Origin of the sequence: Bacillus sp. HNG (genome assembly GCF_003400205.1) — a bacterium.
Taxonomy (GTDB): domain Bacteria; phylum Bacillota; class Bacilli; order Bacillales; family Bacillaceae_L; genus Ferdinandcohnia.
The window spans coordinates 207,194-224,126 of the sequence record NZ_QUQV01000008.1 but is presented as its reverse complement, the minus strand read 5'-3'; the positions used below and the strand labels follow the sequence as shown (position 1 = coordinate 224,126).

At 37.7% G+C, this 16,933-nt stretch carries 11 protein-coding genes; 10 read left to right on the top strand and 1 reads right to left on the bottom strand.

Annotation, left to right across the window (positions count from 1 at the left end):
- The first annotated feature begins 222 nt into the window (after nucleotides 1–222).
- The 3 genes from DZB84_RS16005 to DZB84_RS15995 all read left to right on the top strand — a co-directional run bounded on the left by DZB84_RS16005 (nucleotide 223) and on the right by DZB84_RS15995 (nucleotide 4,323).
- Nucleotides 223–1,719, top strand: coding sequence for a methyl-accepting chemotaxis protein (locus DZB84_RS16005; protein WP_116353272.1), 1,497 nt, complete (start codon nucleotides 223–225; stop codon nucleotides 1,717–1,719).
- Nucleotides 1,720–1,808: 89 nt separating this feature from the next.
- Nucleotides 1,809–2,798, top strand: a complete 990-nt coding sequence (mgrA, locus tag DZB84_RS16000) for an L-glyceraldehyde 3-phosphate reductase (RefSeq protein ID WP_116353271.1) — start codon at nucleotides 1,809–1,811, stop codon at nucleotides 2,796–2,798.
- Nucleotides 2,799–3,066: 268 nt separating this feature from the next.
- On the top strand, nucleotides 3,067–4,323 hold the full coding sequence (locus DZB84_RS15995) for a Gfo/Idh/MocA family protein (protein ID WP_116353270.1): 1,257 nt from the start codon (nucleotides 3,067–3,069) through the stop codon (nucleotides 4,321–4,323).
- An 84-nt stretch (nucleotides 4,324–4,407) separates the two neighbouring features.
- Here the strand turns inward: DZB84_RS15995 and DZB84_RS15990 are convergent, their stop codons facing one another.
- On the bottom strand, nucleotides 4,408–5,292 hold the full coding sequence (locus DZB84_RS15990; RefSeq protein WP_116353269.1) for a LysR family transcriptional regulator: 885 nt from the start codon (nucleotides 5,290–5,292) through the stop codon (nucleotides 4,408–4,410).
- A gap of 172 nt (nucleotides 5,293–5,464) precedes the next feature.
- Here DZB84_RS15990 and DZB84_RS15985 point away from each other — a divergent pair, with 172 nt between their 5' ends.
- The 7 genes from DZB84_RS15985 (at nucleotide 5,465) to lacZ (ending at nucleotide 16,724) form a co-directional block, all read left to right on the top strand.
- Nucleotides 5,465–6,289, top strand: coding sequence for a sulfite exporter TauE/SafE family protein (locus tag DZB84_RS15985; protein ID WP_116353268.1), 825 nt, complete (start codon nucleotides 5,465–5,467; stop codon nucleotides 6,287–6,289).
- Nucleotides 6,290–6,490: 201 nt separating this feature from the next.
- Complete coding sequence (locus DZB84_RS15980; RefSeq protein WP_116353267.1) at nucleotides 6,491–8,722, top strand: alpha-galactosidase; 2,232 nt, start codon at nucleotides 6,491–6,493, stop codon at nucleotides 8,720–8,722.
- Between the two features lie 135 nt (nucleotides 8,723–8,857).
- A complete protein-coding gene (locus DZB84_RS15975; RefSeq protein WP_116353266.1) occupies nucleotides 8,858–9,895 on the top strand; it encodes a LacI family DNA-binding transcriptional regulator in 1,038 nt (345 codons plus the stop codon).
- A gap of 404 nt (nucleotides 9,896–10,299) precedes the next feature.
- Nucleotides 10,300–11,595, top strand: coding sequence for an ABC transporter substrate-binding protein (locus tag DZB84_RS15970; protein WP_116353265.1), 1,296 nt, complete (start codon nucleotides 10,300–10,302; stop codon nucleotides 11,593–11,595).
- 81 nt (nucleotides 11,596–11,676) lie between these two features.
- Nucleotides 11,677–12,570 (top strand): carbohydrate ABC transporter permease, encoded by an 894-nt coding sequence (locus DZB84_RS15965; RefSeq protein WP_116353264.1) that lies wholly within the window; start codon nucleotides 11,677–11,679, stop codon nucleotides 12,568–12,570.
- Complete coding sequence (locus DZB84_RS15960; protein WP_223254471.1) at nucleotides 12,570–13,394, top strand: carbohydrate ABC transporter permease; 825 nt, start codon at nucleotides 12,570–12,572, stop codon at nucleotides 13,392–13,394. The genes DZB84_RS15965 and DZB84_RS15960 overlap by 1 nt, the downstream gene beginning before the upstream one ends.
- 294 nt (nucleotides 13,395–13,688) lie before the next feature.
- A complete protein-coding gene (gene lacZ, locus DZB84_RS15955; RefSeq protein ID WP_116353263.1) occupies nucleotides 13,689–16,724 on the top strand; it encodes a beta-galactosidase, LacZ type in 3,036 nt (1,011 codons plus the stop codon).
- The last annotated feature ends 209 nt before the right edge of the window (nucleotides 16,725–16,933 follow it).

Genomic DNA, 16,933 nt, shown 5'->3' with positions numbered 1-16,933 from the left:
AAATCTAGCCCTATTCAAAAAAATGTAAATGGATAGGTCTATTTGTCATGTTTTCTTTTAATCCCCCAGCCACTAAAATATATATTATAAAACTTTATGGAATAACCACTTGACTAAACGTAAGAAACGTTTGATTGAAACCAAATCCCCAAACATATCTATATTCAAAACTATGAAAAAAATGTAAAATAGAGGGAGAAATATAAATTGGGGGAGAATCTTATGAATGAAACGATTTTATCAATTGAAGAGCTAAAACGAGAGGATCTGATTCGAAAAAACAAATTGGTCGGTCTTGTTTCCTTTATTTCTGTCATTCTAGCCATTATTGTTGAAGCTTCAATTGGACAACCCCTACAAATGATTCTCACGATCGGAATTGGTGGGGCGATTTTTCTATCTATCTTACATATACTGATTTATAAGAACCTATTTTTAACACAAACCCCTTATTTTTCAGTGATAGGGATATCGGTAGTCCTGTTTGTTATTATGTCTAGTTCGCAATCAGCGCCAATCGTCCTTTTACCGTTTTACCTCTTGACAACGGTTGCAATCTACAACAAGCGTAAAACCTTATACTTTGGTGTGGTTTGTGCGATTGTGATCACGGTTTTATTTTTCGTGACAAAGGGGCAAGAATTTGGGTATACCCCGAAGGAACTTGTCATCTATTATTTAATTTTTACAGTTATCATCGTAACCCTGTTTTTCCAGAGTTTTGTAACTGGACGGCTCACTCAAGATATGCAGGCTACGCAGGAACAAACGGAGCATCTTTTACAAATGAGAAAGCAGCATGCGGCACAGCTTGAGGGAAGCTCACAAACGATTAGCGACAACATTACAAACATTCGTCGCCAAGGTGAAGAGCAAATGCATACCTTCAATGAAATGACCATCGCTGTTTCAGAAATTTCTGCTGGTATGAATACGCAAAATGAATCCGCGTCAACGATTACTGAATCTATTGAGAATCTCAATAGGGTTGTTCAGGAGCTTGTAAAAGGGTCAAACCATTTGAGCACTCAGACGGATAATGCCAATCAAGCAGCTGACAATGGAAATGAAACAATTGACCTTTTACTCACAAAAATTACGGACTTCCAGGCATCTGTATCTTCTATGTCTGAAACAATGAATCTACTCGTAGAAAAAATTAATGAGACAAATGGATTTACGGACCGTATTCAAGAAATTGCATCACAAACGAATTTACTTGCTTTGAATGCCTCAATTGAAGCGGCTCGTGCCGGGGAAAGTGGCAAAGGCTTTGCCGTCGTTGCGTCTGAAATACGAAAGCTTTCTGAGGTGACATCTAACACAGCTAACCTCATCGCTGAAAATCTAAAAGAGGTAAACGAAAGCACGACATTAACGCAAAAACAAATGACAGAGAATGCTGAAAAAATGGACGAGAGTGTGAAGCTAACAAAGGATACAAAAGGTGTCTTTACAGTCATCGACGACACCGTTTCCGAACTGAACGAAGCTGTTAAGCATTTCGAAAAAATTACGAACGAAATCGGGAAATCAACGGTTTCTATGGAAACCTCTGTCAGCGAGTTTGCGGCTATCATTGAGGAAACAACTGCATCACTCGAGGAAATCACAGCATCCATCGAAAACCAAAACGGCCAAATGCAGCATCTCGTCTCTTATGTTCAAAACACAGACGAAGCCACTGCAGAATTGATGGAGATTTTTAAAGAAAAATAGGTTTCTGGGGAACGGGGACAGTTTTACTGTCCCAAAATAAAACCGGTACAAGGGACCTGTCCCTTCGTCCTAATAAAGGAGAGATACATATGGTCTATCAAGCTAGTGAAAATCGGTATAGTGAAATGAAGTATAATCGTGTTGGGAAATCGGGTTTGTTGTTGCCCGCAATTTCGTTAGGATTGTGGCATAATTTCGGGGGAATCGACTCATTTGAAAATGGACGGAACATTTTACGAAGGGCTTTTGACCTTGGAATTACCCATTTTGATTTAGCGAACAATTATGGTCCGCCTCCAGGTAGCGCGGAAGAAATGTTTGGAAAGATGCTAAAGGCGGATTTTGCACCATATCGTGATGAGATGGTGATTTCTTCGAAGGCGGGCTACCACATGTGGGAAGGTCCGTATGGAGATTGGGGCTCAAGAAAGTATCTGGTTTCAAGTCTTGATCAAAGTTTAAAACGCATGGGCCTTGAGTATGTCGATATTTTTTATTCGCACCGTCCAGACCCGAATACGCCACTTGAGGAAACAATGGGCGCACTTGACCATATCGTAAGACAAGGTAAAGCGTTGTACGTGGGGATTTCCAACTATAGCCCAACGCAAACGTTAGAAGCAATTCGTATTTTAAAAGAGTTAGGTACACCACTGCTCATTCATCAACCAAGATATTCAATGTTTGACCGATGGATTGAAGATGGACTGCAGGATGTGTTGATAGCAAATGGCGTGGGCTCTATCGTCTTTTCACCAATGGCGCAAGGATTATTAACGAATAAATATCTTGGTGGTATTCCGAACGATTCAAGGGCGGCGAAGGAAAACACATTCCTTCAAAAAGACCAAATTACAGAGGATGTCTTACAAAAAATCCAACAACTGAATGAACTCGCTTCAGAAAGAGGACAAAGCCTTGCACAAATGGCACTAGCATGGGTTCTCCGCGAAGGACGTGTCACATCGGCGTTGGTTGGCGCAAGCAAAGTGAGCCAAGTTGAGGACAATGTAGCAGCCTTAAAAAACCTCGATTTCACAGAAGAAGAATTAACCAAAATTGAGGATATTTTAAAATAAAACAAGTCATACTAGTAAAGCGCATAATAGAAGGGGAGTAGCCTGAAATACGGGTAACTCCTCTTTTATTTTGGGACCGCAGGGACGGTTCCTCTGGTCCTCTTTAATTTTCCAAATGAAACGCCCGATGTTTCCTCCATCCATATCCCTTCGACCAAAATCCCAGTAGTGACAAGTACTTTGCATTATGGTATTTTCGTTGATAAGTAATCACAAAACTACGGAAATTAAGTAAATAGTAAAACAATGTAATTAGGAGGTTGATAGAATGCCAGTTACAGCAGTTGTCATTGGGGCGGGTGACCGCGGGGCGAGGGCGTATGCTCCATATGCTTTAGATCATCCACACGAACTCAAAATTGTGGGTGTGGCTGAACCCAATGAAGAAAGAAGAAAGAACTTTCAAGAATTGCATCAGATTAAAGATACCTATGGTTTTACATCATGGGAAGAGTTGATGGAGCAAGGAAAAATCGCGGATATTGCAATCATTTGTACACAAGATCAATTTCATTTTGAACCAACGATCCATGCATTGAAGCAGGGATACCATGTACTTTTGGAAAAACCGATGTCTCCGGATGTACGGGAATGTATTGAAATGGAACGGGTTGCCCGGGAGTATGAACGTAAATTGACGATTTGTCATGTTTTACGTTATACGGAATTTTGGTCATCGATCAAACGGATAATTGATGAAGGAAAAATAGGTGAGGTCGTCTCCTTACAGTTAAATGAAAATGTTGAAGTTATGCATATGTCTCACAGCTTTGTAAGGGGGAACTGGAGCAATAAGGAGAAGTCCAGCCCGATGATTTTACAAAAGTCATGTCATGATATGGATATTATTAGCTATGTCATGGACAAAAAGTGCGAACGGATTAGTTCCTTCGGCTCTTTGATGCATTTTAAGAAAGAAAATGCTCCAGAAGGCGCTCCAAAAAGATGTTTGGACGGGTGTCCGGTTGAACTTGAGTGTCCATACCATGCGGGCAGGTATTATCTAGGTGAGGGTAAAGGCTGGGCCAAGAAGTTTACAGAAGATCACACACGGGAAGGGATCATTAAGGCACTAAAAGAAACTCCTTATGGTAAATGCGTATATCAATCGGATAATAATGTTGTGGATCATCAGGTTGTAAACATGGAGTTTGAGGGTGGTGCAACAGCAACCTTTAGTATGTGCGGGTTCACGCGCGAGCAAACCCGTATCGTGCAGATCATGGGAACGAAAGGTGAGATCCGTGGAAAGATGGATGAAAATACCCTCTCCATCTATGATTTTCTTACGAAACACGAAACCATTATTCGCCTCCCGAATTCAGTTGGAGGGCATGGTGGCGGTGATTTCGGGATTATCCGCTCATTTATAAAAGATGTACAATACCCATCACAAATAGAAAGCATAACGTCTGCTGCGATTTCGTTAAGAAGCCACCTCATGGCATTTGCCGCCGAGGAATCCAGATTGCATCAAGGAAAATCCATTCAACTAGATGAATTTTATCAGCAATATACGAATTAAATAGGTCCAGAGTGGGTCAAGGGGACAGGTACCTTGGCCCACTTTCATTTGGGTGTGGGACCACGAGAACCGTCCCTCTATTTCCTACTGATTCCGGATAAAATCAACAAAATGTTGTAGTCCTATTTTGGGGAAGCGATGTGGTTTTTGAACCATCCATAGTGCACGTGTGAGTGAAAAGTCGGTCACATTGATCTGACATAATGTTCCTAGTTCGAGTTCCTTTAAAACGGTAATCCTTGGGAGAATGCTGATTCCAAGGCCAGCTTCAACGGCACTTTTGATTGATTGAATACTACCAAGTTCCATTTCACTCTCAATGTCGTCAAGGATTCCATATTCACGAAGGTAATTTTCAACAATCAAACGAGAACCGGATTCGGGCTCCCGCCAAATCATTTTTTCCTCAACCAATTCACTAATTTCAATTGTTTTGCGCTGCTTCCAGCGGTGGTCATTCGAGGTGACTAAAATAAGCTCATCTTCGGCAAATTTTTCAATGGTTAAAATCGGATTTTCTACATGACTTTCCACGAGAGCAATATCAATTTCATTGTTTTCTAGCATTGCAATCATATTTGGGGTATTTCCTATCGTAAGACTGAACGTTATTCGAGGATATCCTTTTTTTATCGCTCCAAGAATCTGGGGTAATAGATATTCGCCAATCGTTAAGCTTGCGCCTATATGTAAGTTCACGTCCTCATTTCCAGTCACTTTCCCAACAGCATCAAATGATCTTTTGATATTTTCAATCACTTCTTTTGCGTAGGGGTAGAGGACTTCCCCGGCCTTTGTGAGTTCAAGTCTCCCGCCGTTTCTCTCAAAAAGCAGGGTGCCATACTCATTTTCAAGTTGGCTTATTTTTTTAGTGACAGCTGGTTGAGAGATATAACTCATCCGGGCAGCAGTTGTGATACTTCCCTCTTCAACCACAAGGCAAAAGAGTTTGAGATTCTCAGTGTTCATGGTATCTCCCTTTCAATAGTAGCTATTAATTTCATTATATAAAAATGAGAACGGATTATTCTATATTGTCAGCGATATTACGTTTTGTTATGACCTATTATACATTGTTATTTTACGACAACTAGAAAGTTTGATAGGTTAGTAGGGGAGTATACATAGGGGGAACGTAATCATGGATATCGTAACAGGCGTTTTACTTGTGGTAATTGGGATCTTTGCCGGTGGCTATGGAGCCATCGTTGGGGCGGGAGGAGGCTTTTTATTTGTACCAGCACTACTGCTGCTCTTTCATGTTGAGCCGATTATTGCAGCAGGAACAGGACTAGTCATCGTATTAATTAACTCATTATCTGGTGTATTTGGATATTCCAAACAAAACCGGATTGATTACCGAACAGGAATTCTGTTAGGGATAGGAGCGTTCCCTGGAACATTTATCGGCGTAAAGCTTCTACAATCCTTCTCTTCGTCCTATTTTTATTTTTTCTTTGCGAGTGTACTCGTTTTTTTAGGCTTCTTTTTAGTGATAAAAAATACGAATCTGCTAAAAAAGAAAAATGTGAGTCATGAAGCGAAAAATGAAGCAGCGGCAACTGGGGAATCTATAGATAACATTACCTTTAATCCCCAGGCAACTAATAGATTACAAGCTAAATGGCTGATTCCACTCGGTTTTTTCATGGGAATTCTCTCAAGCTATCTTGGGATTGGGGGAGGTTGGATGCTTGTCCCGATTTTGGTATACATATTTCGTGTTCCAACCCATATCGCAACCGCGACCTCAATCTTTTCCCTATGCCTGTATTCTTCTGTTGGTGTTTTTCTTCAGGTATGGCACGGGAACATCGACTGGATTATCGTTGCATTCGGAGGAGCTGGAATAATCATGGGTTCACAAATAGGCGTCTTTCTCTCACAAAAAATCCCTAGCCGAGTCATTATGCAAATGCTATCCTTTTTATTAATCGTTATTGGATTTCGTATGTATTTTCACTGAACCAAAGGGACGGTTCTATTGGTCCCTTTGGTTCTTTTTTGCGCGGGACCACGAGAACCGTCCCCATGGCACCCGGAACCTGTCCCGCAGTCCCGTCTGCAAGATTCTCCACGGCTGAGATGGAATGTAATAAAAGTTGGAAAGAGTACTAATATTTGTTATCATTCAAGAGAAAAAAGGAAAAAGTAGGGAGGTTGCAGAATGCCGATTTTTTTTAATACAGAAACAAATGAGTTTCACTTACAATCCAAAAATGTTAGTTATATCTTTAGTGTGCTATCAAATAATCAACTAGGGCATCTATATTATGGAAAGAGGATACGCCATCGGAACAGCTTTTCACATTTAGCAAGAAGACAAGCGAGGGGATATACACCTGCAGTATATGAAGGTGACCATGAATTTTCTCTGGATCTAATCATGCAGGAATTCCCTTCTTATGGTACTACGGATTATCGTGAACCAGTTTTTCAGATACTACAGGAAAACGGAAGTCGCATTACAAATTTTGAATATAAAACACATAGAATTTATCAAGGTAAACCTAAGTTAGATGGTCTTCCAGCTACATATGTTGAAAGCGACGAAGAGGCAACTACAGTTGAAGTAGATTTAGAGGATGAAGTAATACAGGCCAAAATCACATTGTTGTATACAATCTATGAGGATCTTGATGTAATCACAAGAAGTGCAAAATTTAGTAATCTAGGGAAAGACACCTTACAGTTAACACGGGCTTTAAGTGCTAGTGTTGATCTAAGAGATTCCAATTTTGAAATGATGCAGCTTTCGGGTGCGTGGATAAGGGAAAGGCATCTGAAAGTAAGAAAGTTGGAAAGAGGACTCCAAGGAATATCATCAACAAGAGGGGCAAGCAGTAGCCAACATAACCCATTTCTCGCATTAAAACGTCCCGAAACGACTGAACATAGTGGTGAAGTATATGGGTTTAGTTTAGTCTATAGCGGCAATTTTCTCGCGCAGATTGAGGTAGATCATTATGATGTGTCGAGGGTGACAATGGGAATTAACCCTTTTGATTTTAATTGGAAGCTAGAGAGTGGTGAAAGCTTTCAAACCCCAGAGGTTCTTATGGTTTACTCTACAGATGGATTAAATGGTATGAGTACTACTTTTCACACTTTATTTCGAAAGCGGCTTGTTAGAGGTGAGTGGAGAGATAAAGTAAGACCTGTTTTAATTAACAATTGGGAAGCCACCTATTTTGATTTTAACGAGGGTAAAATAATACAGATTGCTGAAGAATCAAAAAAACTAGGGGTTGAATTATTTGTCCTTGATGATGGATGGTTTGGTAAACGTGATGATGATACTACATCACTTGGTGACTGGTTTTCGGATAAAAGAAAGCTGCCAAATGGGGTTGAGGGATTAGCGAAGAAAATAGCTCAATTAGGGTTACAGTTTGGTCTGTGGTTCGAACCAGAAATGGTGTCAAAGGAAAGTGAATTGTATAAAACACATCCAGACTGGATTATTCAAGTACCAGACAGAAGGATTTCGCATGGGAGGAATCAATATGTGTTAGATTTCTCCAAACAAGAGGTTGTGAATCATATCTATGACAAAATGGCAACGATTTTAAAAAATGGCCCAATCTCATATGTGAAGTGGGATATGAACCGGAATATGACAGAAATTGGTTCATTACATTTTCCAGCAGATCGCCAAATGGAAGTTGGTCATCGTTATATTTTAGGTGTTTACAACTTATACGAGAGATTAACCAGGGATTTTCCACATGTATTATTCGAATCATGTGCAGGGGGAGGAAACCGGTTTGATCCAGGGATGTTGTATTACGCACCACAAGCATGGACAAGTGATAACTCTGATGCAATAGAGCGATTAAAAATTCAATATGGTACATCACTTATATATCCTTTAAGTACGATGGGGGCGCATGTCTCAGCCGTTCCAAATCATCAGGTTGGTAGAATCACTGATATTCAAACAAGGGCGAATGTAGCCTTCTTTGGGGTTTATGGGTATGAGTTAGACGTTACTCAATTGTCTAACCAAGAAAAGGAAGTAATGAAGGAACAAATTGAATTTTATAAAAATCATAGAAACATTCTCATGTTTGGTACGTTTTATCGACTGCAAAATCCATTCGAAGGGGATGGCAATTTTACGTGTTGGATGGTAGTTTCTGAAGATAAAAAAGAAGCTATCGTCGGGTATTACAGAGTGTTAGCAAGACCAAATCCAGGATATAGGCATGTCCTTTTAAAAGGATTAGACCCTGATACAGAGTATACAATTGAGGGACATAGTGAAACTTATTATGGAGATGAGTTATTGAATGTCGGTTTGCTTCTGGACAAGGAATATTCAGGCGCAGAAAGATCTGAAAATCGACTAAAGGGAGATTTTAAATCTAGAATTTATAAAATTAGTTCCTTAATTTAAGTATAAGAAGGTCATACATAATTTATGTATGCCTTTTTAAATAACAGATTGCAATTTAATGAAGATAGCGCTTATTATTATATTAAGTTACTAGAGTTAGTTTATTGTAATAAATTCATAGAAGGATTTGAGAGAATGGCACCAACAAGACATGATGTTGCAAAACTAGCTGGGGTTTCACCAACTACTGTTTCTAGAGTATTAAATAATAATGGATATGTATCTGAAGAGGTAAGGGAACGAGTTCTAATGGCTATCAAAGAGCTTAAGTATGTTCCTAATCGAATTGCTAGGAGTTTACGTACTCAAAGAGTTGGACAAATTGCATGTATCACTCATGGATTAATTAACTCCTTTTATGCGGAAATTGTACAAGGGATAGAGGAAGTTGCAATTGAGAATGGATACACCTTTTCAATCTACAGTTCAAGTTTAGAAAAAGAAAAACTTTTACAATTAGTTTATGATGGGTTTTATGATGGTCTGATTATCTTAACAGAATCTGAGTTTAATGATCTTATTGATTTTGAACAAGTAATTAAAAATATTCCTATATCTGTGTATTGGGATTTAGGTTATAAAACAACGGTTCCTAATGTAAGCGTTAACCTGTATAATGCCATGACAAAGGTGATTGATTACTTAATTCAAAATGGACATGAAGAGATTGTTTATCTCGGGTATGCCAGGGATGGTATAGATGGGGTAAAAGAAAACCCTAGATTCAATGGGTATATTGACACACTTACTTCTCAGGGTATCCAAATAAACTCAGAATATTTACTATTTGTTCCCAACTGGCAGGACACACTAACATCAGGATACAATAAAACAGTTGAATTATTAAATCGGAATATCCCATTTACAGCTATTGCGGCTTGTAATGATTTAATGGCTATTGGTGCAATTCGGGCATTGACTGAAAATGGATATCGAGTACCTGAGGATATTTCTGTAACAGGGTTCGATGACTTAGAAATTGCAAGAATGATTAATCCTGCGTTAACGACTATTCAGGTTCCTAAAAAGCAAACAGGTAGAACATTAATGGAATTACTACTTCAACAACTTAATGGAAATACAGAACCTAAATCAATTGAATATATTCCCAAGTTACTTGTCAGAGAATCAGTTAAAAAGAGAAGAAAATTTGGCGAAAATTATAAAAACTAGATTGACAACCTTTTAGTATAATAATATACTAATGCATGTAAAGCGTTTTCATTTAAAAAACATAAGCTTTACATGCAAGTTGAAATTTATGACAATATTATTTGCAATATGGTTTCGAATCCACAAAATAATATCATCTAGATTTGTTTTAAAAAACTCTGATAGGATTCTGCAAAAGACTGATTGTACCAAATGTGGTCACGAGTCTACAATCTAGAGTTCGAAACAAAAAGTTAGTGATCTGCTTAGCACTGAAAATGCTTCGCATATGTGGTCACGAATCCACAAAGTAAAAGTTCTGTGTGGTCACGAATCCACATAATAGCATTAACATTGTTATAAATTTCAAAATGTAACCGTTTTTAACAGAATGGTTATATAAAAATCCAAATGGGGGTTTAAAGATGAAGAAAAAATGGAAAGTTCTTATTATGCTTGTTGTACTTACAGTTTTTGCAGCTGCATGTAGTAATGGGGATTCATCTGGAAAAGATTCGGATGGTAAGGTTACGCTAACTGCTTGGGCATGGAACGTTAACGTTGGCGCACTTGAATCAGCGTTTGAAACATATAAAAAAGACCATCCAAATGTTGAGTTAAAGGTTGAAGATATTGGTCGATTAGATGTATATGACAAGCTATCTACTGGCCTTGCTGCAGGTGGTGTAGGTCTACCTGATATCGTGTTAGTAGAAGATGATCGAATTGGCGGTTATGTGAATGCGTTTCCGAAAGGTTTTTTAAATCTTTCTGAACAGGGGTTTGATGAAAAAGCAGACCTTTTCCCACAATTTAAGAAAGACTTAGCAACTATTGATGGTTCTTTCTATGCTATGCCATTTGATTCAGGTCCAACTGGGGTATTCTACCGTCGTGATTTATTTGAAAAAGCTGGGGTAAACCCTGATGATATTGAAACATGGGATCAATTCCTAGAAGCAGGAAAGAAAATTAAAGATGCTACTGGCGCTCAAACATTGCCAATCGATAAATTCAAAGATGATGCAACATTCCGTATGATGTTAAACCAACAAGGTGTTTATTACTTTGATGAAAAAGGAAACATTGACTTTACTAACCCAGCCGCTGTGAAAGCGTTGGAAATGCATAAGAAATTTGACGATGCAGGTTTAATAAAGAATGTGGACGGCTGGAACGGTACTGTTTCTGCAACAGTTGATGGATCTGTAGCAACTGTTCCATTTGGTGCTTGGTATTACGGTACTATTATTGATCAAGCTGCAGATTCTAATGGGAATTGGGGTGTATTCCCATTACCAGCATTTGAAGAAGGTGGAAACAGAGCAGCTAACCTTGGCGGTGGTGCCTGGATGATTCCAGCTTCAACAAAAAATAAAGATGAAGCATATGGATTTTTGGAATACTTTTCTACCGATGTTGATGCACAGCTAGTAGCTATGGAAGAATATGGATTATTCCCATCATTATCATCAGTTTATGATTCTGAAGCATTTACATCTGGTGTAGAGTTTTTTGGAGGACAAGCTATTTGGGAATTATTTGGTGATGAAATGATAGATATTCCATCTCTAAATTACACAGAAGACTACTCAATCGGTTTTGACGAGGCAGTAAAAGCTCAAGCTGATGTATTTAATGGTAAAGATGCAAAAACAGCATTAGAGGAAGCGGCTAATCGTCTGAAGGACCGTACAGAACGTGAAGTAAACAAACACTAAAAATATAAAATGAGAGATTTAGGTACCCTAGGTCTCTCATTTTTATAACGTAATAAGGTTCCTTTAAAGGAGAAGATACAAATGAAATCAACTGCTGTACTAAACAATAAAAAAGTCAGGAAATTTAGCACGCATAAAGCTGCACCATATTTATTCATTGCACCTGCAGTAATCTTATTTGCTATTTTTATGGTCTACCCAATCATTTCTTCATTGATTTTGAGCTTTCAGTCAACTCAAGGTGGAGTAAATGAATTTATTGGGTTAGCTAACTATAAAAAATTATTTACTGATTCCATTTTCTTAACGGCATTAAAAAATACATTTATTATTTTGATTATACAAGTTCCAGTTATGTTATTTTTAGCAATAATTGTAGCTACTCTTTTAAACTCAGCTTTGCTTAAACTTAAAGGGCTATTTCGGGTATCGTTCTTTCTACCTGCTGTCACCTCGTTAGTTGCATACTCAATTATCTTTTCAATAATGCTGATGGATGATGGGATCATTAACCAAGTAGTAACATGGCTTGGATTTGAATCAATCCCATGGTTGTCACATCCTATATGGGCAAAAGCTGCGTTAATAGTAGCTATGACATGGCGTTGGGTTGGATATAACATGGTAATCTATTTGGCTGCTTTGCAAAATATCCCAGAAGACATGTATGAAGCTGCTAGTATAGATGGAGCATCTAAAATTCGTCAATTCTTCTCTATTACAATTCCACAATTAAAGCCTGTAATCTTATTTACGGCAATTCTATCAACAATTGGTACATTACAATTGTTTGATGAACCATATACGTTGACTAAAGGTGGACCTAGTGACGCTACGTTAACAATTGGGATGTATTTATATCAAACTGGTTTCCGTTATTTCGACTTTGGATATGCATCTACAATTGCGTATGTAATCGTCGTACTCATTGGGATTATGACATTTATACAATTTAAAGTAACAGGTGATGAATAATGAAAAAAAGAAATGGTATGAAAAAAGTACTCCTTTATATAGGGTTAGCCGTTGGTGCAATTATCTCATTATTTCCATTTTATTGGGCACTTATTGGTGCTACCAATGATAGTGGAAAAATGTTTTCAAAGCCTCCAAAATTGTTGCCAGGAGATAAACTAATAGAAAATATCGTAAATTTAAATGATTCAATTGGTATTGGACGAGTCATGTTCAATTCCCTCTTTGTATCAGGTGTATATACTATTTTGGCTTTGTTGATTTGTACAATGGCAGCATATGCGTTTGCAAAGTTTCATTTTAAAGGAAGAAACATAATATTTTCGATCTTCTTAATTTCGATGATGGTTCCATATCATGCAACAGTTATTCCGTTATTTAAAATGATGGCTGGGTGGGGATGGTTAAATACTTACCAAGCGTTAATATTACCTAACTTAGCTTATCCTTTTGCGATTTTCCTAATGAGACAAAACATGCTTGCATTCCCTACAGCCTTAATTGAAGCGTCAAGGATCGATGGAGCAGGGGAGTGGAAGATTTTTTGGAAAATTGTACTTCCTTCAATGAAGCCGGCGCTTGCAGCTACATCGATATTTCTATTTATGTATCAATGGAATAATTTCTTATGGCCATTGATTGCTGTAAGTTCAACGGATATGTATACACTGCCAGTTGCGTTATCCAGCCTTTTTGGATTATCTAGAATTGATTACGGACAAGTAATGGCAGGGGTGTCATTAGCAACAATTCCAATTATTATATTCTTCCTATCTTTACAACGACATTTCATTTCAGGAATGCTAGGAAGTGCTGTAAAATAATTGGTTTTGGCTCATTTCAAAAAGATTGTCTATTGAATACTTAATTATAAGATGAATTTGTTGATTGCAGCGCTGGGCACTAGACTCCTATAAATACATGTACATTTTCACAGGGCATAAGTTGTTTTATGAAAGTTCTCCAAAGTCCTGTAGAGGTGATATTAGCTTAAGGAAAGCGAGTGCCTAAAGCGGTGATCAACAGGTGTTCTAGTAGTAATAAGTTTACGAAAACAGCCTTTGTTTTTTAGAAGAGAAATAGTAAATAAAAGAGAATAAAAAGGAAGGTAATTAATAATGACAACTATGCCTAGTCTTAACTGGCTATCAGATTTGCAAGTTTTTGCTGTGAATCGTCTTCCAGCACATTCCGATCACGTATATTACAACACAATGGAAGAAGCAAAGCGTAAGGCTCCAATGCAAATGCGACATTCCTTAAATGGTAATTGGAAATTCTACTATTCTACTAACCCATACAATAGACCAGAAAATTTTTATAAAGAAGATTTTGATTGCAAAGATTGGGGGAATATTTCTGTTCCAGGTCATATTCAATTGCAAGGCTACGGTAGTCCTCAATATGTTAATACAATGTATCCATGGGATGGTGTTGTTGAAGTGCGCCCTCCAGAGATACCAATGGACCAAAATGTGGTTGGGAGCTATGTGAAGTACTTTACGGTGCCTAAAAATATGGAGAATAAGCCACTTTATATATCTTTTCAAGGAGTAGAATCGGCATTTTATATTTGGCTAAATGGGCACTTTGTCGGGTATAGTGAAGACTCATTTACTCCTTCCGAATTTGATCTTACTCCATATGTAACGACCGGTGAGAATAAGATAGCGGTGGAAGTATATCAGCGTAGTACAGGTAGTTGGCTGGAGGATCAGGATTTCTGGAGATTTTCCGGAATTTTTAGAGACGTTTATATTTATACAGTTCCAGAGATTCATGCTTATGATGTTAAAGTTCGTCCAGAACTTGATTCAAGTTTTTCTATTGGAACTGTTAGTGTAGATCTTAAGTTGTTAGAGGAATTACCTGACAAAGCAAAGATAACCTTGGAGTTATACGATGCAAAAGAAAACTTAATTGCTGAAACAACAGATACTTCTGGTAATTCTATTACGATGACAGTTGAAAAGCCACATCTTTGGAGTGCTGAGCAGCCTTATTTATATAAATTATATATTAAACTTTTCAATGAATCTGGAAACTTAGTAGAAGTTATTCCTCAAAATATTGGGTTTAGAAGATTTGAAATGGTAGACAAGATTATGCGGATTAATGGCGAACGTATCATGTTTAAAGGAGTAAATCGCCATGAATTCAATAGCAGACGGGGACGTTCTATTACAAAAGAAGATATGCTTTGGGATATTAAAACACTTAAACAAAATAATATCAACGCTGTTCGTACATCTCATTATCCAAATCAAAGTTATTGGTACGAACTATGTGATGAATATGGAATTTATGTAATCGATGAAATGAACCTGGAAACACATGGTTCATGGCAGAAGATGGGTGTTGTTGAACCATCATGGAATATTCCTGGGAATAAACCCGAATGGCAAGACATCGTAATGGACCGTGCTATTTCGATGTATGAAAGGGACAAAAATCATCCATCCATTTTAATCTGGTCTTGTGGTAATGAATCTTATGCTGGTGAAGTTATTCTTAATGTTTCAAATTACTTTAGAACAGTTGATCCAAGTCGTCTTGTTCATTATGAAGGAGTTTTCCATAATAGGGAATACAATGACACTAGCGATATGGAAAGTAGAATGTATGCAAAACCTGCTGAAATAGAGGAATATTTAAATAATAATCCGGAAAAACCGTATATAAGCTGCGAATATATGCATGCAATGGGAAATTCAGTTGGAGGAATGTACAAGTATACTGAATTAGAAGATAAGTACCCGATGTATCAGGGCGGGTTTATTTGGGACTATATTGATCAGGCATTAATAAATAAAGATCGTTATGGCAAAGAATATTTAGCTTCCGGTGGAGATTTTGGGGATCGCCCAACTGATTACGGTTTCTCGACCAATGGTATTGTATATGCAAACAGAGAAATTTCTCCAAAAATGCAAGAAGTAAAATATTTATATCAAAATATCAAACTGAAAGCTGATAGGCATGGAGTAACGATTTTTAATGATAATCTGTTCATTGACACTTCAGATTATTATTTGGAATATATCGTTCTCCATGAAGGGAAAAAAGTTTATCAAGCATCTCTTCCTTCTGTAATCGTTAAACCACAATCAGAAGGCAGAGTCCAGTTCGTATTTCCTGATGGTTTATTTGAAAAACAAGGTGAATATTGTATTCAAACTTTATTAAGATTAAGCAATCATACAATTTGGGCTGATGCGGGACATGAAGTTGCGTTTGGACAATTTATATGGGTTGAACGTGAGCCTGATAAGAGTAATCACGAAGAAATACCTGAAAACCTAAGGATTGTAAAAGGTGATGTAAATATCGGTGTCCATGGGCGAGATTTTAGTGTTATTTTCTCTAAAGCAGTAGGTAGTGTAGTGTCATTAAAGTATGGAAATAAAGAGATGATTTCTTCACCTCCGGTACCAACGTTTTGGAGAGCAACAACCGATAACGATAGAGGTTTTTCACAGGGATATCAGTCAGGTATCTGGTATGCAGCAAGCTTTGCTCGTAAATGTGTAGATGTTGCTGTTATCGAAAGTGAAAATCAAGCTGTAATAGAGTTCACATATAAGTTTTCTGTTAACACAGAAATAGAAGTGAAGGTAGCTTATACAGTAGCTGCTGATGGAAGTGTACGAGTCAAATCAATATACAAGGGTACAGATAGTCTTCCACAGATGCCTATCTTCGGACTGACATTTAAGGTTTCTGCTGATTACGATCAAATTGAATGGTATGCTCTTGGCCCAGATGAAAATTACTCTGACCGTGCAGAAGGGGCAAGGCTTGGTATTTTTAAAAATACAGTTGCTGAAAATATGTCTGCATACCTAAAGCCACAAGAGTCTGGAAACAGGACAGGCGTGCGTTGGGTGAAAATAGCAAATCCAGTGGGTGAGGGTATTCAAATAGCTTCAATAACTGAGCCGGTTGAATGCAATGTATCACCGTATACTGCATTTGAACTTGAAAATGCACAACATCATTATGAGCTACCAAATGTCCATTATACAGTTGTTACTGTCGCGGGAAGGCAGATGGGTATAGGTGGAGATGACAGTTGGGGCGCGCCTGTTCATAAAGAACATTTAATTAATCCTGAACAGGACATCGAATTCGAGTTTGTGATCACTAAAATTTAATTCAATCATATAACAATTTCAAGAAAAGCCTATCTGCAAAGATAGGTTTTTCTTACTTAAAAATATAATAGAAATGAAAAGACTTAACAAGGATTATTGTATGTAATTAAAGGGGCTGTGTTATCTGTTCGTGGTACCTGATGATTACATAAATTTTAAGTAAACTTTTACTAAAATAATTTGACCGATTTTAGTTAATCTTTTACAAT